The 25,927-nt window shown below is 63.2% G+C and carries 27 protein-coding genes; 18 read left to right on the top strand and 9 right to left on the bottom strand.

Going from position 1 to position 25,927, the window contains the following annotated elements; genetic code table 11:
- Positions 1-5 precede the first annotated feature (5 nt).
- The 10 genes from POS17_RS09605 to hemN all read left to right on the top strand — a co-directional run bounded on the left by POS17_RS09605 (position 6) and on the right by hemN (position 9,176).
- The gene (locus POS17_RS09605; RefSeq protein WP_011060239.1) at positions 6-191 is read left to right on the top strand and encodes a CcoQ/FixQ family Cbb3-type cytochrome c oxidase assembly chaperone; all 186 of its coding nucleotides are present in this window, start codon (positions 6-8) and stop codon (positions 189-191) included.
- Positions 188-1,165 carry a cytochrome-c oxidase, cbb3-type subunit III gene (ccoP, locus tag POS17_RS09600; RefSeq protein WP_016966607.1) on the top strand — a complete coding sequence of 326 codons (978 nt, stop codon included), beginning with the start codon at positions 188-190 and terminating at the stop codon, positions 1,163-1,165. Before POS17_RS09605 ends, ccoP begins: the two co-directional genes overlap by 4 nt.
- Before the next feature lie 158 nt (positions 1,166-1,323).
- A complete protein-coding gene (locus POS17_RS09595; RefSeq protein ID WP_060838337.1) occupies positions 1,324-1,578 on the top strand; it encodes a type II toxin-antitoxin system Phd/YefM family antitoxin in 255 nt (84 codons plus the stop codon).
- Positions 1,578-1,988 (top strand): type II toxin-antitoxin system VapC family toxin, encoded by a 411-nt coding sequence (locus tag POS17_RS09590; RefSeq protein ID WP_060838336.1) that lies wholly within the window; start codon positions 1,578-1,580, stop codon positions 1,986-1,988. Before POS17_RS09595 ends, POS17_RS09590 begins: the two co-directional genes overlap by 1 nt.
- A gap of 204 nt (positions 1,989-2,192) precedes the next feature.
- Entirely contained in the window at positions 2,193-3,608 is a 1,416-nt protein-coding gene (ccoG, locus tag POS17_RS09585; RefSeq protein WP_060838335.1) for a cytochrome c oxidase accessory protein CcoG, read from the top strand.
- Between the two features lie 18 nt (positions 3,609-3,626).
- Positions 3,627-4,163 (top strand): FixH family protein, encoded by a 537-nt coding sequence (locus tag POS17_RS09580; RefSeq protein WP_060838334.1) that lies wholly within the window; start codon positions 3,627-3,629, stop codon positions 4,161-4,163.
- Positions 4,164-4,266: 103 nt separating this feature from the next.
- The gene (locus POS17_RS09575; protein ID WP_060838333.1) at positions 4,267-6,717 is read left to right on the top strand and encodes a heavy metal translocating P-type ATPase; all 2,451 of its coding nucleotides are present in this window, start codon (positions 4,267-4,269) and stop codon (positions 6,715-6,717) included.
- A 21-nt stretch (positions 6,718-6,738) separates the two neighbouring features.
- Entirely contained in the window at positions 6,739-6,969 is a 231-nt protein-coding gene (ccoS, locus tag POS17_RS09570; RefSeq protein WP_060838332.1) for a cbb3-type cytochrome oxidase assembly protein CcoS, read from the top strand.
- Positions 6,962-7,645, top strand: coding sequence for a sulfite exporter TauE/SafE family protein (locus POS17_RS09565; RefSeq protein WP_060838331.1), 684 nt, complete (start codon positions 6,962-6,964; stop codon positions 7,643-7,645). The genes ccoS and POS17_RS09565 overlap by 8 nt, the downstream gene beginning before the upstream one ends.
- 148 nt (positions 7,646-7,793) lie before the next feature.
- A complete protein-coding gene (gene hemN / locus POS17_RS09560; protein WP_060838330.1) occupies positions 7,794-9,176 on the top strand; it encodes an oxygen-independent coproporphyrinogen III oxidase in 1,383 nt (460 codons plus the stop codon).
- Here the strand turns inward: hemN and POS17_RS09555 are convergent.
- The gene (locus tag POS17_RS09555) at positions 9,173-9,652 is read right to left on the bottom strand and encodes a hypothetical protein (RefSeq protein ID WP_060838329.1); all 480 of its coding nucleotides are present in this window, start codon (positions 9,650-9,652) and stop codon (positions 9,173-9,175) included. The genes hemN and POS17_RS09555 overlap by 4 nt on opposite strands.
- Positions 9,653-9,805: 153 nt before the next feature.
- On the opposite strand from POS17_RS09555, the gene fnrA reads away from it, so the two are divergent.
- On the top strand, positions 9,806-10,540 hold the full coding sequence (gene fnrA, locus POS17_RS09550; protein WP_011060230.1) for a Crp/Fnr family transcriptional regulator FnrA: 735 nt from the start codon (positions 9,806-9,808) through the stop codon (positions 10,538-10,540).
- An 82-nt stretch (positions 10,541-10,622) separates the two neighbouring features.
- Positions 10,623-11,171, top strand: a complete 549-nt coding sequence (locus POS17_RS09545; protein WP_016966592.1) for an adenine phosphoribosyltransferase — start codon at positions 10,623-10,625, stop codon at positions 11,169-11,171.
- Here POS17_RS09545 and POS17_RS09540 read toward each other — a convergent pair.
- The 5 genes from POS17_RS09540 to dnaX form a co-directional block, all read right to left on the bottom strand.
- Complete coding sequence (locus POS17_RS09540; protein WP_060838328.1) at positions 11,168-12,316, bottom strand: acyl-CoA dehydrogenase family protein; 1,149 nt, start codon at positions 12,314-12,316, stop codon at positions 11,168-11,170. The genes POS17_RS09545 and POS17_RS09540 overlap by 4 nt on opposite strands.
- A 108-nt stretch (positions 12,317-12,424) precedes the next feature.
- Complete coding sequence (gene recR / locus POS17_RS09535) at positions 12,425-13,027, bottom strand: recombination mediator RecR (RefSeq protein ID WP_016966588.1); 603 nt, start codon at positions 13,025-13,027, stop codon at positions 12,425-12,427.
- Between the two features lie 57 nt (positions 13,028-13,084).
- Complete coding sequence (locus tag POS17_RS09530; protein WP_060838327.1) at positions 13,085-14,128, bottom strand: NADP-dependent oxidoreductase; 1,044 nt, start codon at positions 14,126-14,128, stop codon at positions 13,085-13,087.
- A gap of 177 nt (positions 14,129-14,305) precedes the next feature.
- Positions 14,306-14,644 carry a YbaB/EbfC family nucleoid-associated protein gene (locus tag POS17_RS09525; protein WP_015634779.1) on the bottom strand — a complete coding sequence of 113 codons (339 nt, stop codon included), beginning with the start codon at positions 14,642-14,644 and terminating at the stop codon, positions 14,306-14,308.
- A 66-nt stretch (positions 14,645-14,710) separates the two neighbouring features.
- Positions 14,711-16,798 carry a DNA polymerase III subunit gamma/tau gene (dnaX, locus tag POS17_RS09520; RefSeq protein WP_060838326.1) on the bottom strand — a complete coding sequence of 696 codons (2,088 nt, stop codon included), beginning with the start codon at positions 16,796-16,798 and terminating at the stop codon, positions 14,711-14,713.
- Between the two features lie 139 nt (positions 16,799-16,937).
- On the opposite strand from dnaX, the gene POS17_RS09515 reads away from it, so the two are divergent.
- Positions 16,938-17,708 (top strand): substrate-binding periplasmic protein, encoded by a 771-nt coding sequence (locus POS17_RS09515; protein WP_060838325.1) that lies wholly within the window; start codon positions 16,938-16,940, stop codon positions 17,706-17,708.
- Here the strand turns inward: POS17_RS09515 and POS17_RS09510 are convergent.
- Together POS17_RS09510 and POS17_RS09505 are read right to left on the bottom strand one after the other, a co-directional pair.
- Positions 17,687-19,399, bottom strand: coding sequence for a putative bifunctional diguanylate cyclase/phosphodiesterase (locus tag POS17_RS09510; RefSeq protein ID WP_060838324.1), 1,713 nt, complete (start codon positions 19,397-19,399; stop codon positions 17,687-17,689). The two genes, POS17_RS09515 and POS17_RS09510, sit on opposite strands and share 22 nt — an antisense overlap.
- An 18-nt stretch (positions 19,400-19,417) precedes the next feature.
- On the bottom strand, positions 19,418-20,983 hold the full coding sequence (locus POS17_RS09505; RefSeq protein ID WP_060838323.1) for a methyl-accepting chemotaxis protein: 1,566 nt from the start codon (positions 20,981-20,983) through the stop codon (positions 19,418-19,420).
- 444 nt (positions 20,984-21,427) lie between these two features.
- Here POS17_RS09505 and POS17_RS30790 point away from each other — a divergent pair, with 444 nt between their 5' ends.
- From POS17_RS30790 to POS17_RS09490, 3 genes are all read left to right on the top strand, one after another.
- Positions 21,428-21,742: a helix-turn-helix domain-containing protein gene (locus POS17_RS30790; protein ID WP_011060220.1), complete on the top strand. Its 315-nt coding sequence runs from the start codon at positions 21,428-21,430 to the stop codon at positions 21,740-21,742.
- 141 nt (positions 21,743-21,883) lie between these two features.
- Entirely contained in the window at positions 21,884-22,255 is a 372-nt protein-coding gene (locus POS17_RS09495; protein ID WP_060838321.1) for a VOC family protein, read from the top strand.
- 152 nt (positions 22,256-22,407) lie between these two features.
- Positions 22,408-23,301 (top strand): DUF2167 domain-containing protein, encoded by an 894-nt coding sequence (locus POS17_RS09490; protein ID WP_060838320.1) that lies wholly within the window; start codon positions 22,408-22,410, stop codon positions 23,299-23,301.
- A gap of 40 nt (positions 23,302-23,341) precedes the next feature.
- On the opposite strand, the gene POS17_RS09485 is transcribed toward POS17_RS09490, so the two are convergent.
- Positions 23,342-24,289 carry a DMT family transporter gene (locus POS17_RS09485; protein ID WP_060838319.1) on the bottom strand — a complete coding sequence of 316 codons (948 nt, stop codon included), beginning with the start codon at positions 24,287-24,289 and terminating at the stop codon, positions 23,342-23,344.
- A gap of 100 nt (positions 24,290-24,389) precedes the next feature.
- On the opposite strand from POS17_RS09485, the gene POS17_RS09480 reads away from it, so the two are divergent.
- Positions 24,390-25,256: a LysR family transcriptional regulator gene (locus POS17_RS09480; protein WP_060838318.1), complete on the top strand. Its 867-nt coding sequence runs from the start codon at positions 24,390-24,392 to the stop codon at positions 25,254-25,256.
- 118 nt (positions 25,257-25,374) lie between these two features.
- Positions 25,375-25,926, top strand: coding sequence for a kinase inhibitor (locus tag POS17_RS09475; protein WP_060838317.1), 552 nt, complete (start codon positions 25,375-25,377; stop codon positions 25,924-25,926).
- Position 25,927: the final 1 nt, after the last annotated feature.

Raw genomic sequence — 25,927 nt, 5'->3', positions numbered from 1 at the left:
TCTAGATGGATATCGGGATGATTCGTGGCCTGGGCACCCTTGTTGTGATGGTGGCCTTCATCGGTTTGGCGCTCTGGGTGTTCAGCCCCAAGCGCAAGTCCGAGTTTGAAGACGCAACCTTGCTGCCGTTCGCGGATGATCCCGACGCCATCAAGCACGTCGAGCAAGCTTCTAGGAGTAACAAAGAATGACTACGTTCTGGAGTCTGTACGTCACAGTCCTCAGTCTGGGTACCATCTTCGCCCTGACCTGGCTGCTGCTGTCGACCCGCAAGGGCCAGCGCGCCGAGCAGACCGACGAGACGGTCGGCCACTCCTTCGACGGGATCGAGGAGTACGACAACCCGCTGCCGAAATGGTGGTTCATGCTGTTCGTCGGCACCATCGTCTTCGCCCTGGGTTACCTGGTGCTGTACCCGGGCCTGGGCAACTGGAAAGGCGTCCTGCCGGGCTACAACTACCTCGATAACGAGAAGCAGACCCCGTTCGCCAACGGCCAGTCCGGCTGGACCGGCGTGCACGAGTGGGAAAAGGAAATGGCCAAGTCGGACGCCAAGTTCGGTCCGATCTTCGCCAAGTACGCTGCCATGCCTATCGAGGAAGTCGCCAAGGACCCGCAAGCCCTGAAAATGGGCGGTCGCCTGTTCGCTTCCAACTGCTCGGTCTGCCACGGCTCCGACGCCAAGGGCGCCTACGGCTTCCCCAACCTGACCGACGCCGACTGGCGCTGGGGCGGCGAGCCGGAAACCATCAAGGCCACCATCATGGGCGGTCGCCACGCGGTGATGCCGGCCTGGCTGGACGTGATCAAGGAGCAAGGCGTCAGCGACGTTGCCGCCTATGTCCTGACCAACCTTGATGGCCGCAAGCTGCCGGAAGGCATCAAGGCCGACCCGGTCAATGGGCAGAAGCTGTTCGCCGCCAACTGTGCGGTCTGCCACGGTCCGGAAGGCAAAGGCACCCCAGCGATGGGCGCGCCTAACCTGACCCACCCGGCAGCCTTCATCTACGGTTCGAGCTTTGCGCAACTGCAGCAGACCATTCGTTACGGCCGCCAGGGCGTAATGCCTGCGCAGGAACAACTGCAAGGCAACGACAAGGTTCACCTGCTGGCCGCTTATGTCTACAGCCTGTCCCACGGTGACAAGCAGGCCGACGCCGAGTAAGACCGACGCCTGAAAGCAACACCCGACGGCCCCGCCAATGAGAATTGGCGGGGCCGTTTTGTTTACGCCTTACATCGGTTTGCCCCGGCAGAAGATTGCTCCTGGCAGCAACCAGGTAGTAACGCTCCTACATTGAGTGCTTCAAGCAGGTGCCCAGCATGAACATCACCACCCTTTCCAGCCGCGAGTTCAATCAGGACACAAGCGGTGCCAAAAAAGCCGCGCTTACAGGCCCGGTCATCATCACTGACCGTGGCAGACCGACCCATGTATTGCTAGGCATTGAGGCGTACCAGAAACTCAGTGGCCTGAACCTGAGCATCGTCGAGATGCTGGCGATGTCGGAAGCCAAAGACATCGAGTTCACCACGGAGCGCGCAGTGATCACTCCACGCGAAACAGATCTGTCCTGATGTTCCTGCTCGACACCCACGTCATCTCCGAGCTGCGCAAACCCAAGGCCAATCATGGGGCCAAGGCCTGGGCCCATGGCATCGCGACCACCAGCCTGTTTCTCTCGGCGATCACGGTGCCAGGGCTGGAAACGGACATTCTGCAGGTGGGGCGGCGCGACCCGGATCAGGGCACCCTACTGCGCAACTGGCTGGAGCGCCGGGCTCTTCCCGCCTTCGCCGGCCGCATCCTGGCCATCGACAGTGCCGTGGCCTTGCGCTGCGCCCAACTGCATGTCCCGGACCGCAGCAATGAATGCGCTGCACTGATTGCCGCAACCGCCCTGGTCCATGGCTTGACCATGGTTACCCGCAACGTGAAGGACTTCGAGACCTGTGGCGTACGCCTGCTCAACCCATGGAAGAATTGAACGGCGCGACGTGCAAAAGGGTCCATAATCCACAAGTCAATTGATTCAAGTCATTACACCATCAGTTGATTTCCCCCAACGCGACCAAAGGTCGCACCCTTGCGCTAGAGCTACAGGCGTATCATTGCGCCACTGCAACACCTCTTTTGACCGCGGTCGGCACGTACTGACCGAGGCATTTTTCCACTGCCGTGGGATGCAATGATGAGCAACCAGATTCCCGTACAAGACGTTACCCCGCCTGCCAAAAACGCGACCAACAGCGTCGATCTCTACGCCTCCAGGGAAAAAATCTACACCCGCGCCTTCACTGGCCTGTTCCGCAACCTGCGCATGCTCGGCGGCGCCGGATTGTTCCTGCTGTACTTCGGTACCGTCTGGCTCAACTGGGGCGGCCACCAGGCCGTCTGGTGGAACCTGCCAGAGCGCAAGTTCTTCATTTTCGGTGCCACGTTCTGGCCCCAGGACTTCATTCTGCTCTCGGGCCTGCTGATCATTGCCGCCTTCGGCCTGTTCTTCATCACCGTCTATGCGGGACGTATCTGGTGCGGCTACACCTGCCCGCAGAGCGTCTGGACCTGGATCTTCATGTGGTGCGAAAAGGTCACCGAAGGCGACCGCAACCAGCGGATCAAGCTGGACAAGGCGCCCATGAGCGCCAACAAGTTCCTGCGCAAGCTGAGCAAGCACAGCCTCTGGCTGCTGATCGGTTTCGTCACCGGCATGACCTTCGTCGGCTATTTCTCGCCGATCCGCGAACTGGTCATCGACTTCTTCACCGGCCAGGCCGATGGCTGGTCGTATTTCTGGGTCGGTTTCTTCACCCTGGCCACCTACGGCAACGCCGGCTGGCTGCGCGAACAAGTGTGCATCTACATGTGCCCCTACGCGCGCTTCCAGAGCGTGATGTTCGACAAGGACACCCTGATCGTCTCCTACGACCCGCGCCGTGGCGAAAGCCGTGGTCCACGCAAGAAAGGCGCCGACTACAAGGCTCAGGGCCTGGGCGACTGCATCGACTGCACCATGTGCGTCCAGGTCTGCCCGACCGGCATCGACATCCGCGACGGCCTGCAGATCGAATGCATCGGCTGCGCCGCCTGCATCGACGCCTGCGACAGCATCATGGACAAGATGGACTACCCCCGCGGGCTCATCAGCTACACCACCGAGCACAACCTCTCCGGGCAGAAAACCCATAAACTGCGCCCACGCCTGATTGGCTACGCCCTGGTGCTGCTGGCCATGATCAGCCTGCTGATCAGCGCATTCTTCATGCGCTCGCTGGTGGGTTTCGACGTCAGCAAGGACCGCGTGCTGTACCGCGAAAACGCCGAAGGGCGGATCGAGAACGTCTACAGCCTGAAGATCATGAACAAGGACCAGCGCGATCACACTTATGTGCTTGACGCAGCCGGCCTGCCGGATCTGAAACTGCAGGGCAAACGCGAAATCCACGTGGCGGCCGGCGATATCGTCAGCATGCCGGTGGAGCTGTCGATTGCTCCGGATCACCTGCCCTCGACCACCAACGAGGTGAAGTTCATCCTTGAGGATGCCGACGACAGCAGCGTCCACGTTGAAGCCAAGAGCCGATTCATCGGCCCACAAATCCGTTAAGAGCCAAGAGAAGTGATCATGCCCGCAGCTACCGCCACCAGCCCCTGGTACAAACACCTCTGGCCCTGGATCATCATTGGCATTCTCGCCTGTTCGGTGACCCTGACCCTGTCCATGGTGACCATTGCCGTGAACAACCCGGACAACCTGGTCAACGACAACTACTACGAGGCCGGCAAGGGCATCAACCGCTCCCTGGATCGCGAGCTGCTGGCCCAGACCCTGAAGATGCGCGCCAGCGTGCATCTGGACGAGCTGACGGGCGAAGTGGAGCTGCGCCTGAGCGGCGACAGCCAGCCCAAGACCCTGGAGCTGAACCTGATTTCGCCGACCCAGCCGGAGAAAGACCGCAAGATCACCCTGGCCCGCAGCGAAAGCGAACACGGTCGCTACATCGGCCAGTTGAACGACCAGGTCGAAGGCCGACGCTTCGTCGAGTTGCTGGGCGTCGAAGGCGACAAGACCTGGCGCATGTTCGAAGAGGAACAGGTCAGCCACGACAAGGACCTGCTGCTGGGTGACGAGCCGCTGCAAGGCGCGGAAGACCTGAACTGATTCACCCCCGTCATCCATCGCCGGTCCGCCGCCTCCGACCCTTTTTCCAGGACTGGAGTCGAGCGGCCGGCGATGAGTTTTTCCCCGACCACAAAGATCGCCGATGACCACGCCACTGCCCTGCTACCACTGCGCCCTGCCGGTTCCCGCCGGCAGCCGGTTCACCGCCGTCGTGCTCGGCGAATCCCGGGAGTTCTGCTGTCCGGGCTGCCAGGCAGTGGCCGAGGCCATAGTCGCCGGCGGTCTGGAGCACTACTACAGCCATCGCAGCGAAGCCTCGGCCAACCCCGAAGCCCTGCCCGTGCAGTTGATTGACGAGCTGGCACTGTACGACCGTGCCGATGTGCAACAGCCTTTCGTCCGTCACCAGGGCGAACTGGCCGAAACCACCCTGCTCATGGAAGGCATCAGTTGCGCCGCTTGCGGCTGGCTGATCGAAAAACACCTGCGCAGCCTGCCGGCCGTGGCCGAGGCCCGTCTCAACCTGTCCAACCACCGCCTGCACGTGCGCTGGGCCGACAGCCAACTCCCGCTGAGCCAGGTGCTCAGCGAACTGCGTCACATCGGCTACGCGGCCCACCCCTACCAGCCGGACCGCGCCTCCGAACAACTGGCCAGCGAGAACCGCCTGGCCCTGCGCCAGCTGGGGGTTGCCGGGCTGCTGTGGTTCCAGGCAATGATGGCAACCATGGCCACTTGGCCGGAATTCAATATCGACCTGAGTCCGGAACTGCACACCATCCTGCGCTGGGTCGCGCTGTTCCTCACCACCCCGATCGTCTTCTACAGCTGCGCGCCCTTCTTCAAAGGCGCCATGCGCGACTTGCGCACCCGTCACCTGACCATGGATGTCTCGGTATCCCTGGCCATAGGCGGGGCCTACCTGGCGGGAATCTGGACCGCCATCAGCGGTGTCGGCGAACTGTACTTCGACGCTGTCGGCATGTTCGCCCTGTTCCTCCTCGCCGGCCGCTACCTGGAACGTCGGGCCCGGGAACGCACCGCAGCGGCCACCGCGCAGCTGGTCAACCTGTTGCCTGCCTCCTGCCTGCGCCTGGGCCAGGACGGCCAGAGTGAACGCATCCTGCTCACCGAACTGCGCCTGGGCGACCGGGTGCTGGTGCACCCCGGTGCGGTGCTGCCGGCCGACGGCAAGATCCTCGATGGCCAGTCGAGCATCGACGAATCCCTGCTCACCGGCGAGTACCTGCCACAGCCACGCAGCCTGGGAGATAGCGTCACTGCCGGCACCCTGAACGTCGAAGGCGCGCTGACGGTGGAGGTTCAGGCCCTGGGCCAGGACACCCGGCTGTCCGCCATCGTCCGCCTGCTGGACCGGGCCCAGGCGGAAAAACCCCGGCTGGCCGAAGTGGCCGACCGTGCGGCCCAGTGGTTCCTGTTGTTCTCGCTGATCGCGGCTGCGGCCATCGGCCTGCTGTGGTGGCAACTGGACGCCTCGCGAGCCTTCTGGATCGTCCTGGCCATGCTGGTCGCCACCTGCCCTTGCGCGCTGTCCCTGGCCACCCCGACCGCCCTGACCGCCGCCACTGGCACCTTGCACAAGCTTGGCCTGCTGCTGACTCGCGGCCACGTGCTGGAAGGCTTGAACCAGATCGACACAGTGATTTTCGACAAGACCGGCACCCTGACCGAGGGACGCCTGGCATTGCGCGCCATCCGCCCCCTGGGGCGCTTGTCCAGCGATGACTGCCTGAGTCTCGCTGCCGCCCTGGAGAACCGCTCCGAACATCCGATCGCCCGAGCCTTCGGCCGCGCCCCGGTGGCCGCGCAAGACGTCACCAGCAGCCCGGGCCTGGGCCTGGAAGGCCTGGTGGGCGAACAGCGCCTGCGCATCGGCCAGCCGACCTTCGTCTGCGAACTCAGCGGCTGCCCGGTGCCGAGCATGCCCGACGAAGCCGGGCAGTGGCTGTTGCTGGGGGACAGCCAGGGCGCCCTCGCCTGGCTGGTGCTCGATGACCGGCTGCGCAGCGACGCCCCCGCGCTCCTGGCCGCCTGCAAGGCTCGCGGCTGGCATACCCTGCTGCTGTCCGGAGACAGCTCGCCGATGGTCGCCAGCGTCGCGGCCGAGCTGCAGATCGATGAGGCCCGGGGCGGTCTGCGTCCGGACGACAAACTGCAGGTATTGCAACAACTGCATCAACAGGGCCGCAAAGTGTTGATGCTCGGCGATGGCGTCAACGACGTCCCGGTGCTGGCCGCCGCCGATATCAGCGTCGCCATGGGGTCGGCCACCGACCTGGCCAAGACCAGCGCCGATGCGGTGCTCCTGTCCAATCGCCTGGACGCGCTGGTGCAGGCCTTCAGCCTGGCGCGCCGGACCCGCCGGGTGATTATCGAGAACCTGCTCTGGGCCGGACTGTACAATGGCCTGATGCTGCCGTTCGCCGCCCTCGGCTGGATCACCCCGGTGTGGGCCGCGGTCGGCATGTCCATCAGTTCACTGACCGTGGTGCTCAATGCCCTGCGCCTGACCCGCATGCCGCGGTCGGCCGCCAGTGCCTGCACCCCCGAACCCCGCCCGTTGCCGGCCTGAGCCGCCGGGCCTGGAGTCCAGATGCCAGCTCTTTACGTGATGATCCCGGCCGCGCTGCTAATCGTGGCCATCGCCATCTACATCTTCTTCTGGGCCGTGGACAGCGGTCAGTACGACGACCTCGACGGTCCGGCCCACAGCATCCTGTTCGACGATCAGGACCCCAGCCACACCGCCGCGGTGGACGAAGCCAAGGGCCAGCCCGACGCCCCCACCGAAGCCACCCGCAAAACGGAACCACCCCATGCTTGAACTGGCGCCCCTGCTGGTTTCGGCAGTGATACTCGGCCTGCTGGGCGGCGGTCACTGCCTGGGCATGTGCGGCGGCCTGATGGGCGCCCTGACCCTGGCGATCCCCCGGGAGCAGCGCAGCCGGCGGTTTCGCCTGTTGCTGGCCTACAACCTGGGCCGCGTCCTCAGCTACGCCCTGGCCGGCCTGTTGCTGGGCCTGGCCGGCTGGGCGGTGGCCAACAGCCCGGTCGCGCTGTTCATGCGGATACTGGCCGGGCTGCTGCTGATCGCCATGGGCCTGTACCTCGCCGGGTGGTGGAGCGGCCTGACCCGCATCGAAGGGCTTGGCAAAGGGCTATGGCGGCATATCCAGCCAGTGGCCAGTCGTTTGTTGCCGGTTTCCAGCCTGCCTCGTGCATTGCTCCTGGGGGCGCTGTGGGGCTGGCTGCCTTGCGGCCTGGTGTACAGCACCCTGCTGTGGTCGGCGAGCCAGGGCAATGCCTTCGACAGTGCCCTGTTGATGCTGGCCTTCGGCCTGGGCACCTGGCCGGTCCTGCTGGCCACCGGCCTGGCGGCGGAACGGGTCACGGCCCTGTTGCGTCGACGCAGCGTGCGCCTGACCGGCGGCCTGCTGGTCATCCTCTTCGGCCTCTGGACCTTGCCCGGCCCTCACCAGCACTGGCTGATGGGCCACTGACCCCGGGGCACTGCCCGGCAACCGGGCCCACACGCCCCGCCGGCGCTAGCCCGGCAGCTCCCGAACACCCTTGATACAAGTCAAGATGGCCGCGCCCCTAACCTCCTAGACTCGCGAACACTGCCAGCCTATCCGGGGGAATTCCCGCATGCTCGACGCCATTCGTTGGGACACAGATCTGATCCGCCGCTATGACCTGGCGGGACCGCGCTACACCTCGTACCCGACCGCCGTGCAATTCAACAGCCAGGTCGGTGCCTTTGATCTGCTGCACGCCCTGCGTGACAGCCGCAAGGCCCAGCGCCCGCTGTCGCTGTACGTGCACATCCCGTTCTGCGCCAACATCTGCTACTACTGCGCCTGCAACAAGGTCATCACCAAGGATCGCAGCCGGGCCCTGCCCTACCTGCAACGCCTGGAACAGGAGATGCAACTGATCGCCTGCCACCTGGCGCCCAACCAGCGGGTCGAGCAGCTGCATTTCGGCGGCGGCACCCCGACCTTTCTCAATCACGACGAGTTGCGCCAGCTGATGGCGTTGCTGCGCAAGCATTTCAACCTGCTCGAGGATGACTCCGGCGACTACGGCATCGAGATCGACCCTCGTGAAGCGGACTGGTCGACCATGGGGCTGCTGCGAGAGCTGGGCTTCAACCGGGTGAGCATCGGTCTACAGGACCTGGACCCGGCGGTGCAGCGCGCCGTCAACCGCCTGCAGAGCCTGGAGGAAACCCGAGCGGTGATCGAAGCGGCTCGCACGCTGCAATTTCGCTCCATCAACATCGACCTGATCTACGGCCTGCCCAAGCAGACCGCGGAACACTTTGCCCGCACCGTGGAAGAAGTCATCAGCCTGCAGCCCGACCGGCTCTCGGTGTTCAACTACGCCCACCTGCCCGAGCGCTTCATGCCGCAACGACGGATCAACGGCAGCGAGCTGCCGGCGCCGGCGGAGAAACTGGAAATGCTGCAACGCACCATCGAGCAACTGACCGCCGCCGGTTATCGCTACATCGGCATGGATCATTTCGCCCTTCCCGATGATGAATTGGCGATCGCCCAGGAAGAATCGACCCTGCAGCGCAACTTCCAGGGATACACCACCCACGGTCATTGCGACCTGATCGGCTTGGGCGTTTCCGCGATCAGCCAGATCGGTGATCTCTATTGCCAGAACAGCAGTGATCTGACGCACTATCAAAATGCTTTGGCAGGCGCACAACTGGCCACTAGTCGCGGCCTGGTCTGTAATGCCGACGACCGTCTGCGCCGTGAAGTTATTCAACAACTGATCTGCAACTTTAGTCTTAAATTCGAGGACATAGAGCAAGCCTTCAATATCGACTTTCGCGGCTATTTCAATGAACTATGGCCAGACTTGCAGGAAATGGACGACGATGGACTGATTCAACTAAGCCCCGAGGCCATTACCGTACTTCCGGCGGGACGCCTGTTGGTGCGTTCGGTATGCATGATCTTCGATGCCTACCTGGGGCAGCAGAATCGCCAGCGTTTTTCCCGGGTCATTTAGGATTTCATGAGCAAAGCAGAGGCTTTCACCACCTGCTCGGGACTCAAGCCGGCCTCCCTCATCGCCTTGGCCAATGAGGCGTTGGCGGTCAGCAATCCGCTGTTGAGGGCCGCCAGGGCCGATTGCAGGCTACCGATCCTGGCCTTGGCCTCCTCCGGCCCCAGGTGCTTGTCGGCCATGACGGCCTGAAGCTGGGCCAGCTTTTCAGCAATCTGTTGTTGCAATTTTCTGATCATTTTGAGGAGCTGTTGAATATTTTCGGGCAGGCCACTTTCCTCGATGTCACTGTCATCGCCCGCAGCACTGGAGGATTTCTTCAGTCCGGCCCCCGACAGCGACACTTTGACGCCCTCTCCAACCATAGGTTCTGCAACTAACGGCGAACCCCTTAGTTCATCCGCATCGTTGCTTTTCGAAGATTCAGAAAGTGGCTGCAAGTTATTGCTGCCATTAGTAATACCGCCAACAAAGGACATAGTTGCGGCGCTCCAAGTTGTTTTCGTTAACAGGTTATCGACCCACAAAAGGATTGCTTTACGACTCACAGTTAATACGGCACGGACTGGCCGGAACCTCCTCCCGTGAGTTACCCTTACGGCTTATGTGTGTTTTCCCACAAGGATTCTAGAATGTCCGAGCCAGTTAAACTGCGCGCTCATAACCAGGCCCATTGCAAGGATTGCAGCCTGGCCCCTCTGTGCCTGCCACTTTCCTTGAATTTGGAAGACATGGACGCGCTGGACGAAATCGTCAAACGTGGCCGCCCATTGAAAAAAGGCGAATTTCTGTTCCGTCAGGGTGACGGCTTCGACTCGGTGTATGCCGTGCGTTCGGGCGCCCTGAAAACCTTCAGCCTCAGCGACAGCGGCGAAGAGCAGATCACCGGTTTCCACCTGCCCAGCGAGCTGGTGGGGCTGTCCGGCATGGACACCGAAAGCCATCCGGTTTCGGCCCAGGCCCTGGAAACCACTTCGGTGTGTGAAATCCCCTTCGAACGTCTCGACGAACTGGCCCTGCAACTGCCGCAACTGCGCCGCCAGTTGATGCGCGTCATGAGTCGGGAAATCCGTGACGACCAGCAGATGATGCTGCTGCTGTCGAAAAAGACCGCCGACGAACGCATTGCCACCTTCCTGGTCAACCTGTCGGCCCGGTTCCGCGCTCGCGGCTTCTCGGCCAACCAGTTCCGCCTGAGCATGTCGCGCAATGAAATCGGCAACTACCTGGGCCTGGCGGTGGAAACCGTGTCCCGGGTGTTCACCCGGTTCCAGCAGAACGAACTGATTGCCGCCGAAGGCAAGGAAGTGCACATCCTCGATCCGATCCAGCTGTGCGCCCTGGCCGGGGGCTCGGTGGAAGGCTGATCCACGGTGCTCGCGACTGAGCCAAGCCGCTCGGTCGCGGCTATACTGGCGCGGCCCAAATTGCCCGCCAGGACACCCGCAGATGGCCTTCGACTCCTTTGACATCAAATCCCTGATCCGCCCCGTCATCGACTTCCCGAAACCCGGGGTGATCTTTCGTGACATCACTCCCCTGTTCCAGTCTCCCCGGGCCCTGCGCCTGGTGGCCGACAGTTTCGCCCAGCGTTATGTCGAAGAAGACTTCAGCCACATCGGCGCCATGGATGCCCGAGGCTTCCTGATCGGCTCGATCATCGCCTACCAGTTGAACAAACCCCTGATTCTGTTCCGCAAACAGGGCAAGCTTCCGGCCGATGTACTGGCCGAGGGTTACCAGACCGAGTACGGCGAAGCCTTCCTTGAAGTGCATGCCGACAGCCTGTGCGAAGGCGACTCGGTGTTGATGTTCGATGACCTGATCGCCACCGGCGGCACCCTGATCGCCGCCGCCAACCTGGTACGACGCATGGGCGCGAAAATCTACGAGGCCGCCGCCATTATCGACCTGCCGGAACTGGGAGGCTCGCAGAAGCTGGAAGACATGGGCATCCCGACGTTCTGCCTGACCCAGTTCTCCCTGAGCGAACGCTAGAGCCCCATCTGCTTGCTGATGATTTCGTTCATCACTTCGCGGGTGCCGCCGCCAATGGAGAGGATGCGGTTATCCCGGTACAGGCGCTCCACCAGACTGTCGCGCATGTAGCCCATGCCGCCGAGTATCTGCACCGCATCGTGGGTGATGCGGTCGGCGGTGTCGGTGGCGAAGTTCTTGGCCATGGAAATCTCCTTGATCACGCTTTTGCCGGCAGCCATCTGTGCGGCCTGGCGATAGGTGAACTCCCGGGACACCTCCAGGGCCGTGGCCATCTCCGCCAGACGATGCTTGAGCACCTGGAACCTGGCGATGGGCTTGCCGAACGCCTCGCGCTCCCGGGCCCACTTCAGGCTCTCCTCCAGCGCCATCTGCGCGGTCATGTTGGCCATCAGCGCCAGGGCCAGGCGCTCGCTCTGGAAGTTGCCCATGATGCAGGCGAAGCCCATGTTCTGGGCACCGATCAGGTTGCCCACCGGCACCCGACAATCGTCGAAAAACAGCTCGGCGGTGTCCGAAGCCCACCAGCCCATCTTTTTCAACTGCCGGCCCACCGTGAAACCGGGACTGCCCTTCTCGATCAGCAGCAGGCTGATGCCGCCATAGCCCGGTTCTCCGGTACGCACCGCGACGGTGTAGTAATCGGCGCGCACGCCACTGGTGATGAAGGTCTTGCTGCCGCTGACCCGATAATGATCGCCGTCGCGCACGGCGCGGGTCTGCAGGTTGGCCACGTCCGACCCGCCACTGGGCTCGGTCACCGCCAGCGCGCAGATCTTCTCTCCGGACAGCACCTGGGGCACAACCCGCTCACGCACTTCGGGGCGGGCCCATTTGACGATCGGCGGCAGGCCGATATCCAGCGACCCCAGCCCTGCCACCAGGCCGCCGGAACCGCTGCGCATCAACTCTTCGCTGGCGGCGATCTTGGCGAACAGATCACCTTCGTGACTGCCGCCCAGGGCTTCGGGATAGCCGATGCCGAGAATCCCGGCGGCACCGGCCTTGAGATACAGCTCACGGGGAAAGCTTTCAGCCTCCTCCCACTGTTGGATCTCGGGGAGAATTTCGCGCTCGACGAAGCGTCGCACGCTGTCGCGGACCAACTGGTGGCTGGGGTCGAAGTATTCCTGGCAGGCAGACATCGGCAAGCTCCTCTGAAGGGTCGAGGGAACTTACCAAGCGCTTGCTTGGTTTTCAAGGCGATCCGTATCTCCGCCCCCGCCCGGTACGCCGGCGCCGGCCCACCAACGCTACAGGGCTATGGGTTTGCGACCGGCAAAGGAGTGAGCAAGGGTGCCGCCATCCACCAGCTCCAGCTCGCCACCCAGCGGTACGCCATGGGCGATGCGCGAAGTGATCAGGCCTTTGTTGGTCAGCAGCTGGGCAATGTAGTGGGCCGTAGCTTCGCCCTCCACCGTGGGGTTGGTGGCCAGGATGACCTCGGTAAAGCTGCCCTGCTCCTCGATCCGCGCCAGCAACTGCGGAATGCCGATGGCTTCCGGCCCCAGGCCATCCAGAGGCGACAAGTGGCCTTTGAGCACGAAGTAACGACCGCGATAGCCGGTCTGCTCCACCGCATAGACATCCATCGGACCTTCCACCACGCACAGCAGCGTGTCATCACGGCGTGGATCGGCACATTGCGGGCACAGTTCGTCTTCGGTCAGGGTCCGGCATTGACGGCAGTGCCCGACCCCTTCCATGGCCTGGCTCAGGGCCTGGGCCAGGCGCAAGCCGCCACTGCGATCACGCTCGAGCAGTTGCAAGGCCATGCGCTGGGCGGTTTTCTGACCCACGCCCGGCAAAGTGCGCAGGGCGTCGATCAGTTGGCGAATCAGGGGGCTGAAGCTCATGGGCAAAGGTCCGACAAAACGACGAGACGCGGTTTATACCCGCGCCTCGGGATAGCGTCAAATGCTCGCGTCCGGCGCAACCTTGACCACCAGCTTGCCGAAGTTGCGCCCCTCCAACAGACCGATGAAGGCTTCAGGGGCCTGCTCCAGGCCCTGCACCACGTCCTCCTTGAACTTGACCTTGCCTTCACGCACCCAGGGCGCCATGGCCTTGATGAATTCCGGGTGGCGGTCGCCGTAGTCGTCGAAAACGATAAAGCCCTGCATCCGCACCCGCTTGGTCAACAAGGTGCGCTGCAACAGCGGCAGGCGATCCGGCCCCGGTGGCAGCTCCTGGGCGTTGTACTGGGCTATCAGCCCGCACAGGGGAATGCGTGCCCGGGGATTGAGCAGGGGGACTACCGCATCGAATACCTGGCCGCCGACGTTCTCGAAATAGATGTCCACCCCCTTGAAGCAAGCCTGGGCCAGTTCGTCGGCAAAATCCGCACGCTTGTGATCGACACAGGCGTCGAAGCCCAGTTCTTCAACCACATACCGGCATTTCTCGGCGCCACCCGCCACACCTACCACCCGCAGCCCCTTGAGCTTGGCCACCTGCCCCACCACCGAGCCCACGGCGCCGGAGGCCGCGGCCACCACCAGCGTTTCCCCGGCCTGGGGCTGGCCGATGTCCATCAACCCCATGTAAGCCGTCATCCCAGGCATGCCCAGCACGCCCAGGGCCATGGAGGGACTGGGCAGGCCGGAAGGCACGGGAATCAGGTTGCGGCCATCACTGATGCAGTGGCTCTGCCAGCCGGTGGCGCCCACCACCAGATCGCCTTCCTGAAACTTCGGATTCAGCGAGCGCTCGACCCGACTCACCGCGCCACCGGTCATGACCTCATCGATTTCCACCGGTGCGGCATAGGACGGCGCGTCGCTCATGCGTCCACGCATGTAGGGGTCCAGGGACAGGTAGAGGGTCTTGAGCAGAACCTGGCCGTCGGCCAGCTCCGGCAAGGCCACCCGTTCCAGGCGGAAGTTCTCCGGGACCGGCGCGCCCTGAGGGCGCGAGACCAGCACCACGCGCTGGTTGAGGGTCAATGTTTGCGGCATCACAGACACTCCTGTTTCGAGGATGGAAGAGGACGGTATAGGGTGCAGACCCCGAAGGGACAATGACGTTCGATCTTTCCAACCAGGGGATGCCTGCACAGCGGGGCTGATCGACGGCACAAAAAAGCCAGGCTCGAGGCCTGGCTTGTGTGCGTCCATCCGAAGCGCCGGGGCGAATCAGAACGGCAGCTTCATGCCTGGAGGCAGTTGCATGCCGGCGGTCATGCCGGACATTTTTTCCTGGCTGTTGGACTCGATCTTGCGCACGGCGTCGTTGACCGCCGCGGCAAACAGGTCTTCCAGCACTTCACGGTCATCTTCGCTGACGCCTTCGAGCAGGCTCGGGTCGATGCTCACGCGCTTGATGTCATGACGGCCGGTCATGACCACAGTGACCATGTCGCCGCCGGCCTTGCCGGTGACTTCAGCGTTGGCCAGTTCTTCCTGCATCTTGGCCATTTTTTCCTGCATCTGCTGTGCCTGCTTCATCAGGCCGGCCATGCCACCTTTCATCATGGGAATTACCTCAAAGTACGGGGATGGAAACAGCGCCCGGCCCGCGGCCCGGCGCCCTTTAAGCAATCAACCCTGCGCGGCCGGGGCCTCGACAGGTTCAATAGTATCGTGGCGCACCAAGGCGCCGAACTCCTGGACCATCTGCTGGATGAACGGATCACCGTGGATCGAATCCTCCGCCTCGCGCTGACGGTCGGCGCGGCGCCGTGAAGCCGCCTGGGCCGGGGTTTCCTGCTCGGGCTTGATCAGCTCGATGGCCAGGTTGAGGGTGCGGCCATGGTACTGGTTCAACGCGTCGTTGAGACGACGCTGCTGAGTGGCGTTGAACAGGGCGCTATGGGCCGGGTCCAGGTGCAGCAGCCAATTGTCGCCATCCACAGCCATCAGGGTGCAGTTGGCGGCGATGCTACCGGTCATGCCGGAAATCGGCAGCTTGGGAAACAGTTCCAGCCACTCCAGGGCCAGGCCGGTGGCCGGCTTGGCGGCGGGCTCCGGCTCGGGTTCCGGGGCCGGTTCGGCGGCGTGCTCGCTGGCCAGTTCGTCGAGGTAGCTGTAGGCCGAATCCATGTCCGGCTCGATGTAGTCCTCGTCCAGGGGCGGTTCGTCGTCCAGGTCGATTCCCGGTGTGGCGGCATCGACCTCGGCCACACTCGGCTCGGGCACCGGCGCACTGACCCACTCCGGCGCGTCCGGCACCACGCTGTCCGGCGCAGGAGTCGGCATCGGCGTCAGCTCGGGCTGTTCGGCAACCACGTCCAGCAGCGGCTCCACAGCGGCCTGCTGCTCCGCCGGCGGCTCTACCGGATCATTCCAAGGCAGGTCGATCACTTCTTCAGCGACCGCCGGCTCTGGTTCAACGACCAGCGCTTGGACCACCTCCGGCACGACAGGTGCTGGAGCGGCCGCCGGCGCTGGAACGGGCGCGGCAGCCGCAACCGGCGCGCTGGCAATCGGCGCAACGGCAGCCACAGGCACAGCAGGAGCTGGTGCCGCCACGGCTTGGGCGGAATCAACTGTGGCCTGGCTGATCCCCACTGGCTTTAGCGGCTGTCTCGGCGCATCCGCCGTATCCGCCGGGCGGAAGGCCAGCATCCGCAGCAGGACCATCTCGAAGCCCCCCCGCGGATCCGGCGCCAAGGGCAGGTCGCGGCGGCCGATCAGGCCCATCTGGTAATAGAACTGCACGTCTTCGGCCGGCAGCGCCTGGGCCAGGGCCAGCACCCGATCGCGGTCGCCATGACCGTTGTCGACCCCTTCCGGCAGGGCCTGGGCGATCGCTACCCGGTGCAGCACGTTGAGAATTTCCGAGAGTACGCCGTTCCAGTCCGGACCTTGCTCCGCCAGATGACGTACCGCTTCCAGCAGCGCCTTGGCATCGCCATTGATCAAGGCATGCAGCACGTCGTAGACCTGGCCATGATCGAGGGTGCCGAGCATGGCCCGCACATCGGCGGCCATGACCTTGCCCTCACCGAAGGCGATGGCCTGGTCGGTCAGGCTCATGGCGTCGCGCATCGAGCCGTCGGCGGCGCGGCCCAGCAGCCACAGCGCATCGTCCTCGAACGGCACGTTCTCCACGCCCAGCACATGACTGAGGTGCTCCACCACCCGTTCGGGGGTCATGTTTTTCAGGGAAAACTGCAGGCAGCGCGACAGGATGGTCGCCGGCAGCTTCTGCGGATCGGTGGTCGCCAGGATGAACTTGACGTAGGGCGGCGGCTCTTCGAGGGTCTTGAGCAACGCGTTGAACGAGTGACTGGAGAGCATGTGCACTTCGTCGATCAGGTAGACCTTGAAGCGCCCGCGGCTCGGTGCGTACTGCACGTTGTCCAGCAGTTCACGGGTGTCCTCGACCTTGGTCCGGCTCGCGGCGTCGATCTCGATCAGGTCGACGAAACGCCCCTCATCGATCTCGCAGCACACCGAGCAGGTGCCGCACGGCGTGGAAGTGATGCCTGTTTCACAGTTCAGGCATTTGGCAATGATCCGCGCGATGGTGGTCTTGCCCACCCCGCGGGTGCCGGTAAACAGATAGGCGTGGTGCAGCCGCTGGCTGTCCAAGGCATTGATCAGAGCCTTGAGCACATGGGTCTGGCCGACCATTTCGCGGAACGAGCGCGGACGCCATTTACGTGCAAGAACCTGATAACTCATCGAAAACCGTCGCAACTGGAAAGCGGAAGCCGGTAATGCTAGCGGAGCAAGGGCGAAATTGCATCCGGCGCGCTTGTCTAATCTGTCTAAGCTGCATTTTGCCAAGGATGGCTCGGCCGTTTGAACCGTGGGAGACCGTATGCGTTTGACTTGGGGCGCCCTGCTGCTGTTGAGCGCCAGCCTGGAAGCCGCCGAAGCGCCTTTGCGCTTTGTGATTGCCGACAGCTGGGCCATGCCGACCATCGAGATCGAGGACGAGCAACCCACCGCCGGCATCCTTTACGACACCATGAACAGCCTGGCCCGCCACCTGGGTACCCGCGCCGAGTTTCACGTCCTGGCCCGGGCCCGGGTACAGAACGCCATGGCCCAGGGCGAGGTGGACGTACGCTGCTTCGCCGCCCAGGCCTGGCTGCCGAACCTGTCCGGGGACTATCTGTGGAGCGTGCCGCTGTTCGTGCAACGCAACCTGCTGGTGAGCGACCGCCCGCATCCGACACCGCTCAATCCCCAGGACTTGCCCACCCAGCACATTGGCACCGTGCTGAGCTACACCTACACCTCCCTGCAAGCGCTGTTCGACAGTGCCCGGCTGATTCGTGACGATGCGCGCAACGAGGAGCAGGTCCTGCAAAAACTCCAGGTCGGGCGCTATCACTACGCAATCGCCAGCCAATGGACCCTGGACTGGTTCAACCAGACCCAGGCCTCCGGCAAACCGCTGTACCGCGTCGCCCTGCTGCAGGAGCAGGCCGTGAGCTGCTACGTGCGTAACGACCCGGCGGTGCCGGCCCGGCGCATCCTGCGCGCCCTGCTGCAGATGAAAATGTCCGGGGAAATCGACGCCATCGTCCAGCGCTACGTCGAACCGCCCTCCAGCGCCAGCACCTACGACGCCGCCGCGCCCTGAACTTCGCCCTGGCGCCATGCCTGCGGGGGCTGGAAAGCGCCCACCCACTGCAGCACCGCATCGGCCGGCATGGGCTCGGCGATGAAGTCGCCCTGAGCCACCTCGCACCCCAGCTCCATCAAGCGCTCTCCGTGGGCCAGGCTTTCCAGGCCCTCGGCCACCACTTGCCGACCAAAGGCCCGGGCCAGCCCTATCAGGGCCTGGATCAGCGCCTGATCGTCCTGGTCGTGCAGCATGTCGCGGACAAACAGACGATCGATCTTGATGGTCTGGGTGCGCAGGCGCTTGAGGTAACTGAGGGACGAATGCCCGGTGCCGAAGTGCCCCAGGGAGAACTGCACGCCCAGGGCCTGACAGGCATCGAGGCAATCGCTGACCCGCTGGATGTTCTCGATGGCCGCCGACTCAACAATCTCCAGCTCCAGCAACACCGGCGAAACCTGCGGGTATCGTTCGAGCATCTCCTTGAGCCGCTCGACAAAATCCGGGCGCTGGAAATGCCGGGCCGCGACGTTCAGGCTCACCGACCAGCCATGGCCTGCCGCCTGCCAGTCCTGCAGGCGCGTCATCACCTGATCCATGACCCATTCGCCAATATCGACGATCAGGTCAGTCTCCTCCACCTGAGGCAGAAACTCGTGGGAGCCGAGCATGCCCCGTTGCGGGTGCTGCCAGCGCAGCATCGCCTCGAAGCCCACCACCGCGCCGCTGCGCATGTTGACCTTGGGCTGGAAGTACAGCTGCAACTCACCGGCGTTCAGCGCCTGGCGCACCTGTTCGACGGTCTGGTAGGTGACCATGACCTCACGATCCCGCAACACATCGAACAGATGGAAACGGTTGCGCCCGCTCTGCTTGGCCACGTACATGGCCTGATCGGCATGGCGCAGCAGGGTGTCGGCGTCGTGGTTATCGTTGGGAAACAGGGTCACGCCGATGCTGGCAAAGACATTGATGTCCTTGCCCTGGATCGAATAGGGCTGGGAGATGGTGGCCAGCACCCGTTGCAACGCCGCACGCAGCTCCAGCATGTCGCGCACATAGCGCAGGATCAGCACGAACTCGTCGCCGGCCAGACGCGCCACCACATCGTCGCCACGAATGATCGAACGCAGACGCGCCGCCACTTCCACCAGCAGCAAATCGCCACAGGCGTGCCCGTAGCCATCGTTGACGGCCTTGAAGCCATCGAGGTCAAGCATGCACACCGCCAGGGGGATGTCCTCACGGCGGGAGAACTCCAGGGCCTGATGCAACAGGTCGGAAAGAAAGGCCCGGTTGGGCAGGCCGGTGAGCACGTCATGTCCGACCCGCCATTGCAGCGAATGCAGCAACTGGCGCTTTTCGCTGACATCGAAGCGAATCGACACGTAGCGCATCACCTTGCCGGAACGCTGATCCATCAGGGGCACCATGGTGCTGTCGACCCAGTACAGGCTGCCATCCTTGGCCCGGTTACAGATCTCGCCCTTCCACACCCGGCCCTGGGAGATGGTCTGCCACAGCTCGTTGAAGAACTCCGGCGGGTGCAGCCCCGAGCTGAGCATCCGGTGGTTGGCCCCGATCAGCTCATCCCGGCTGTAGCCCGAGATCTGGCAGAATAGGTCATTGACATAGGTGATGCTGCCGCCGAGATCAGTCTCGGAGAAGATGGCGGCGGCATCGACGGCCCTGCGATATTTCTCATCCATGAGTCGAGATCACTGTCGCTAGCGGTTGAACCGCTCGACCAGGGCACGCAGCCCGGAAGAGATGTTTTCCAGCTCGGTGCCGCGGACCACCCCGGCGCTGGCGTTATTGGCGGTGCGCTGCACCGTGGCGGCGACGCGGTTGATCTGTTCGGACACCGACTCGGCCACATGGGATTGCTCCTGGGAGGCCGCCGCCATCTGCTGGCTCATGTCGGTGATGCGCTCCACCGCAGCGCCGATGCCATGCAGGGCCTGTTGCGCCTGCAACACCTGCTGCACACCCTGCTCCGCCTCTTCGATGCCGAGGTTGGCGATCTGCACCGCCTCGTCGGCACCGGCCCGCAGGCTCTGGATGATGCCCTGGATCTGCTGGGTCGATTGCCGGGTCTTGCCCGCCAGGGCCCGCACTTCATCGGCTACCACGGCAAACCCCCGTCCCTGCTCGCCGGCTCGTGCGGCTTCGATGGCAGCGTTCAGGGCCAGCAGGTTGGTCTGGTCGGCAATCGCCTGGATCATGCTCGCCGCCACCATGATGTCCTGGGTCTGCCCGGCCAGGTCGCCCACCGCCTGGTTGATCTGGGTGACCGTGCGAGCCAGCAACTGGATGGCATCCCGGGAAGAACCCGCCACCTGGCTGCCTTCCCGGGCCAGGAGGTTGGCGGTGTGAGCCTCGCTGGCGGTGTGCTGCACGTGCTCGGCAACCTCGGTGATCGAGGCGGCCATCTGGGTCATGGCGGCGGCCGTCATGTCGGTCTCGGCCCTCTGCTCCAGCAGGGCGGTCTCGGTGCGGCTGGACAGCTGGCTGGAGTCGGTGGCAGCCGTGGCCATCTGCCGGGCCAGATCGCTGAGGCGCGTCAGGGCAGTTTTCAGCCGCGCCTCCTCACTGATCAGGATCATCTGTAATTGCCCCGCCGGCCCCAGCGCTTCGCTGTAGGCCAGGGCACAGATCGGATCGGCGAAGGTATTCGGGGTGCTGCTGAGGATGTGCTTGAGCTGCTGTCGCAAACGGCGCTGGGCCGACAGTCCGACGGCGATGAAACCGGCGACGGTCAGGCCCTGGGCCGCGAGCGTTGGCAGCCAGCTGAACGCGCCCAGGCACGCCACTGCCAGGGCCGCCGGCAACAGCAATGGCCGGGCTCCGGCCTCCAGCCGACGCCAAGCGCTGACCGGCGACTTGTTGGCGCGCATGCGGGCATACAAGGCTTCGGCACGACTGACCTGCTCCCGGGTCGGCTTGACCCGGACCGACTCGTAGCCCACCAGTCGCCCGTCCTCCAGAATCGGCGTGACATAGGCGCTGACCCAATAGAAATTGCCGTTCTTGCAGCGGTTCTTCACCACCCCCATCCAGCTCTGACCGGCCTTCAGATACCTCCACATCGACTCGAACACCGCCGCAGGCATGTCCGGGTGGCGCACCAGGTTGTGGGTGCTGCCGATCAGTTCGGCCTGGCTGAAACCGCTCATTGCAGCGAACTCGGCATTGCAATAGGTGATATGGCTGCTGGTATCGGTGGCGGATATGAGCCGCTGCTGGTCGGGAAAGGTCTGCTCAACAGAGTTGACCGGCAAATTGAGACGCACTTTAGAACTCCATAGACAGCCTGCGATCAACAGTACCGGGAGGCCGGCAGCAGGCTGATTCGCGATGTACTTTCCTGGCGGTACGACTCAATCGGAAGGTTCGCCCTGATTGCAGCCGTACAGCGGTTTGCGCGGCAGATGACCGTCGATTCGACGAGGATCAACTAGGATCAGATAAGGCGTCAGGTGGGGACGGCGGACGGAGCGTTGGCGGGATTTACGAGACGTTCGAGCCTCTGCCAAGCCCTCGGTTTAGGTGAACAAGGGAAATGCAATGATTTCTTGTTTCATAAACCTGCCTGCTGAAACTAGATCACCAAATACCTGTCCGAAGCGCCGATTCTACGAAATGCATCACATTTTGCAAAGCAAGGTGATGAACCATGGTGTTGTCTAATGCCAATATTTATCGTTAAGTTCTTGATTCTAAATGGGAATTGAGCGATGCAAATTTCAAGTTTGGGTGCAGCCATCAAGCGTTATCGAAAGGTAGCGGGGCTTACTCAGGCTGAACTAGGTGAAAAAACCGGTTTTGACCCAAAAACCATCAGCCGCTTCGAAACCGGCACCTACACTCCCAGCGTTGAAGCTCTATTTCTGCTAGCCGAAGTACTGGGAGTGAAGCTGAAAGCCTTCTTCGCCGATCTGGGCGATGAAGAGGAACAGCGGGCTTATTTGTTCGGTGTCATTCACAAAGCCACCCCTAAGGATCTGGGAAAGCTGATAGCAGCGGTAGACCAGGCCTTGTCCAAGCCTTGAGCCCCGCAACAAATCAATCGGAAGAGGCCTGCTTATCGAACCCGACAAGCCGGCCTCTTTGTCCATTCACGACTCCTGACAGGATCTGACAGACCCGGCACATAAGCTTGTGCCCACAGCACACAGCCCTTTGGAGTCGTCATGACCAGCAACACCTACTTCCTGCTTTATGTAGACAGCCCGGCCATCAGCGCGCAGTTCTACAGTCGCCTGCTGGACAAGCAACCGGTGGAATCCTCCCCCACCTTCGCGCTGTTCATCCTCGACTCGGGGATCAAACTCGGCCTGTGGTCGCGCCACACGGTCGAGCCCAGCGCCCAGGCGACCGGCGGTGGCGGCGAACTAGGCTGGGCCTTGGACAGCCGCGAAGCCGTGGACGACCTGCACCGCCACTGGCAGAGCCTGGGCCTGACCATCGCCCAGCCACCCACCCAGATGGATTTCGGCTACACCCTGCTGGCCCTCGATCCGGACGGACACCGCCTGCGCGTGCTCTATCTCAGCGCCAACTGAACTTGCCTGCGTCACCACCCCACAGAGAGAGCGGCGCTGCCACCAGCGCCCTCCTCGCTCCTGTTTTGAAATAAATAGAAACGTCTCATTGAGCCTCCAGGCACTCATCGCTATCCTCCCCGCCGACTTGTCACAATTTGTAAGGGAATACGATGAAGTACCTGCGTCTATTACTGGCGATGGCCATCCTCTGTGCCACGCCATTCTTTGCCTGCGCCGCCACACCGAGCCAAGGCAAGGACAGCGAACCCCAGACAGCCGAACAGTTTCTCGCCTCGCTCTCGCCACGCCATGGCCAGGTCAAGCTGCCCGGGGATATCGCCAGCCTCGACCTGAGCCAGGAGTTTTACTACCTCAACCCCAAGGACACCGAGAAACTGCTCACCGAAGGCTGGGGCAACCCGCCCGGCTTCACCACCCTGGGCATGATCGTGCCCAGCGCCGTCAGCCCGCTGTCCGCCGAAGGCTGGGGCGTGATCATCAGCTACAAGAATGATGGGCACATCTCCGACGACGACGCGGCGAAGATCGACTATCAGGACCTGCTCAAGCAAATGCAGGAAGCCGACGAGCAAGACAACAAGCAGCGCAAGGAACAGGGCTATGGCGCCATCCACCTGCTGGGCTGGGCCGAGCAGCCCAGCTATGACGCCCAGACCCACAAAATGTACTGGGCCCGCGAACTCAAGGCCGAAGGCGCCGAGAGCAACACCCTGAACTACAGCATCCGCGTGCTGGGTCGCGAAGGCGTGCTGGAGCTCAATGCGGTCGCCTCCATGGACGACCTGGCCACCATCAAGCGCGAGATCCCCAAGGTGCTGGCCTTCACCAACTTCACCGACGGCAACCGCTACGCCGACTACAACCCAAGCACCGACAAGCTGGCGTCCTACGGTCTGGCCGCGCTGGTGGCCGGGGGCCTGGCCAGCAAGGCCGGGTTGTTTGCCAAGCTGGGGGTACTGCTCCTGGCCGGCAAGAAATTCATTGTCATCGGCGTCCTCGCCCTGGCCGCATTCGTCGGCCGGCTGTTCAAGAAAAAAGGCTGATCCCCGAGCGCAACGCCCCTGCCTGACGGGGCGTTGCACCTCACGAATCACCCAGCTTCACCCGCCCACCCCGCTCCAGCCCAGGCAGGATCCTCGATCGCCCGAGACGCCATTGCCGCCAGCGCCCCTCCAACTGCATCGCCATCACGCTACCCAGCACCACCGCCGCCCCCAGCAGCACGGCAGACTGCACCACCTCCCCCAGCACCGTCGCCGCCAGCAACATCGCCACTGGCGGTATCAGGTACAGGGCCATCGACGCCCGACTGACCTCCACCCGCGCCAGCACATAGGCCCAGGCCAGATACGCCAGCGCACTGGGAAACAGCCCCAGCAACAGCACCGCCAGATTCACCCGCCACGGCGCCTGGACGACCTCCCGCGCCAATCCCGGCGCATACACCGACAACAACAAGGTGCCGCCCCAGACCATGTAGCACACGGTGGTCAGCACCCCGTAACGCCCGGACAGACGCCGCTGCAAGACGAAGTACAGCCCCCAGGAAAAAGCCGCCAGCAACACCAGCAACCCGCGGGGCTCGATCGACCCCAGCCCCTTGTCGGCCACAACCACCAGCACGGCACCAAACAACCCCAGCACCACGCAGCCCCAGCGCCAGGCACTGACCGCCTCCCTGAGCCAGAAGCAGGCGATCAGCGTGCCAAATAACGGCGCCGTCTGTGCCAGCACGCTGGAAGCGCCGGCACTCAAGCCCTGCTGACCATAATTGAGGCTGACGTGATGCAGGGCGATGGCAAAGAACCCCAGCACCAGCAGCCCGGGCAAATCGCGCCAACGTGGCAGGGATATTTTCAGCACCACAGCCATCGCGGCCATCAACAGCGAGGCAACCAGGAAACGCAACAACGCCAGATGCCCGGGACTGTAGCCCTCAAGGCCAATGTGAATGCCCACCGGCGAATAGGCCCAGCACAAAATCACCGCAGCGGTAGCCAGCAACAGTTTGAATCCTGATGAATGTTTCACGGCACAGGCGCCCGGACAGAGAGAGGAAACCCAGTCTCTCGCCCTCCACAACTCACCACAACTGACCGATACTGAGGCCATTCCTCACTGGAAATGAGCAATGGAACTGAGCCAACTGAAAATGCTGAACGCCGTGGCCCGCACCGGCAGCATCGCCCGCGCCGCCGAACAACTGCATTGCGTGCCCTCCAACATCACCAACCGCCTCAAGCAGCTGGAAAGCGAACTGGGCACCCCGCTGTTCACCCGGGTCGGGCGCGGCCTGAAGATCAGCGCCGCTGGAGAAATATTCTTAGGCTACAGCGAACGCATTCTGGCGCTGGTCGATGAGGCCAAGCGCGCGGTGGACGACCAGGCAGAGCCCAGCGGCCTGCTGCGCCTGGGCGCCATCGAGTCCTGTGCTGGCGGGCGCCTGCCACCGCTGCTGGCGCAATATCACCGACGCTACCCCAAGGTGAGCGTGGAACTGGTGACCGGCACCTGGTCGCAGCTCTTTACAGAGCTGCAACACCAGCGCATCGACGGCGCCTTGGTGGCCATCGACACCTTGCCACCCAGGCTCAAGCAAACAGTGCTCTACCACGAGCCCCTGGTACTGATTTCCAGTGCCGGCAGCGCTCCCATCCACAGCGCCAGCGATCTGCTGGGGCAAAACCTGTTCATGTGGCCGCAGGGCTGCCCCTATCGCCGCGCCCTGGAGAACTGGCTGGCCAGGCACGGCCTGAACCTGCCCATTACCGGGTACGCCAGCTGGGGCACCATCATCGGCTGCGTCAGTGTCGGGGCCGGCGTGTCGCTGATTCCGGAGGGCGTATTGGAACGCTATGCACAGTCGGCGACCCTGAACATCCAGCGTTTTAGCGACCTGCTACCGGTGGACAACCGCTTCGTCTGGCATCAGGACGTACAGCGACATAACGCGCGGGATGCGTTTGCCCGGCTGTTGCAGGAGCATCTGGGAGCATGACGGCCGCCTCGTCGAACCAGCGAGCGTTTCGGCACAATCCTCGAGCGCCACGGCACAGCACCCGGGTCTGCCCGCCCATAGACTGGCCCTTCATTCCCACCAGCCAGACCAACCCGCCATGAACAACCGCCTTTTTCTTAGCGCACTGTCCTTGAGCCTGAGCCTTGGCGCCCAAGCCGCCGAGTTCAGCATCAGCAGTCACGACATCCGCGATGGCCAGCCCTTGAGTCAACGGGAAGTATTCCGCGGCTTCGGCTGCAAAGGAGACAACACCTCTCCTGAACTGTCCTGGAAAAATGCTCCGCCGGGCACCCGCAGCTTTGCCATCACCGTCTATGATCCGGACGCCCCCACCGGCAGCGGCTGGTGGCACTGGACCCTGGTCAACCTCCCCAGCACCACCCAGGGCCTGCCCAGGGGCGCCGGCAGCCCCAGCGGCGAACTGCTGCCGCCGGGAGCCGTCCAGGGACGCACCGATTACGGCCAACCCGGCTTTGGTGGCGCTTGCCCGCCAACGGGCGACAAACCTCATCGTTACCAGTTCACCGTCTGGGCGCTGAAGGTGGATAAACTGCCCCTCGACACCCAGGCCAGCGGAGCGATGGTGGGCTACATGCTCAACGCCAACGCACTGGCCAAGACCACACTGACCGCCACCTACGGACGCTGAC

This window comes from Pseudomonas sp. Os17 (assembly GCF_001547895.1).
Lineage (GTDB): Bacteria > Pseudomonadota > Gammaproteobacteria > Pseudomonadales > Pseudomonadaceae > Aquipseudomonas.
Note: the sequence above shows the minus strand (reverse complement) of the source record. Positions and strands in the feature narration are given on the sequence as shown.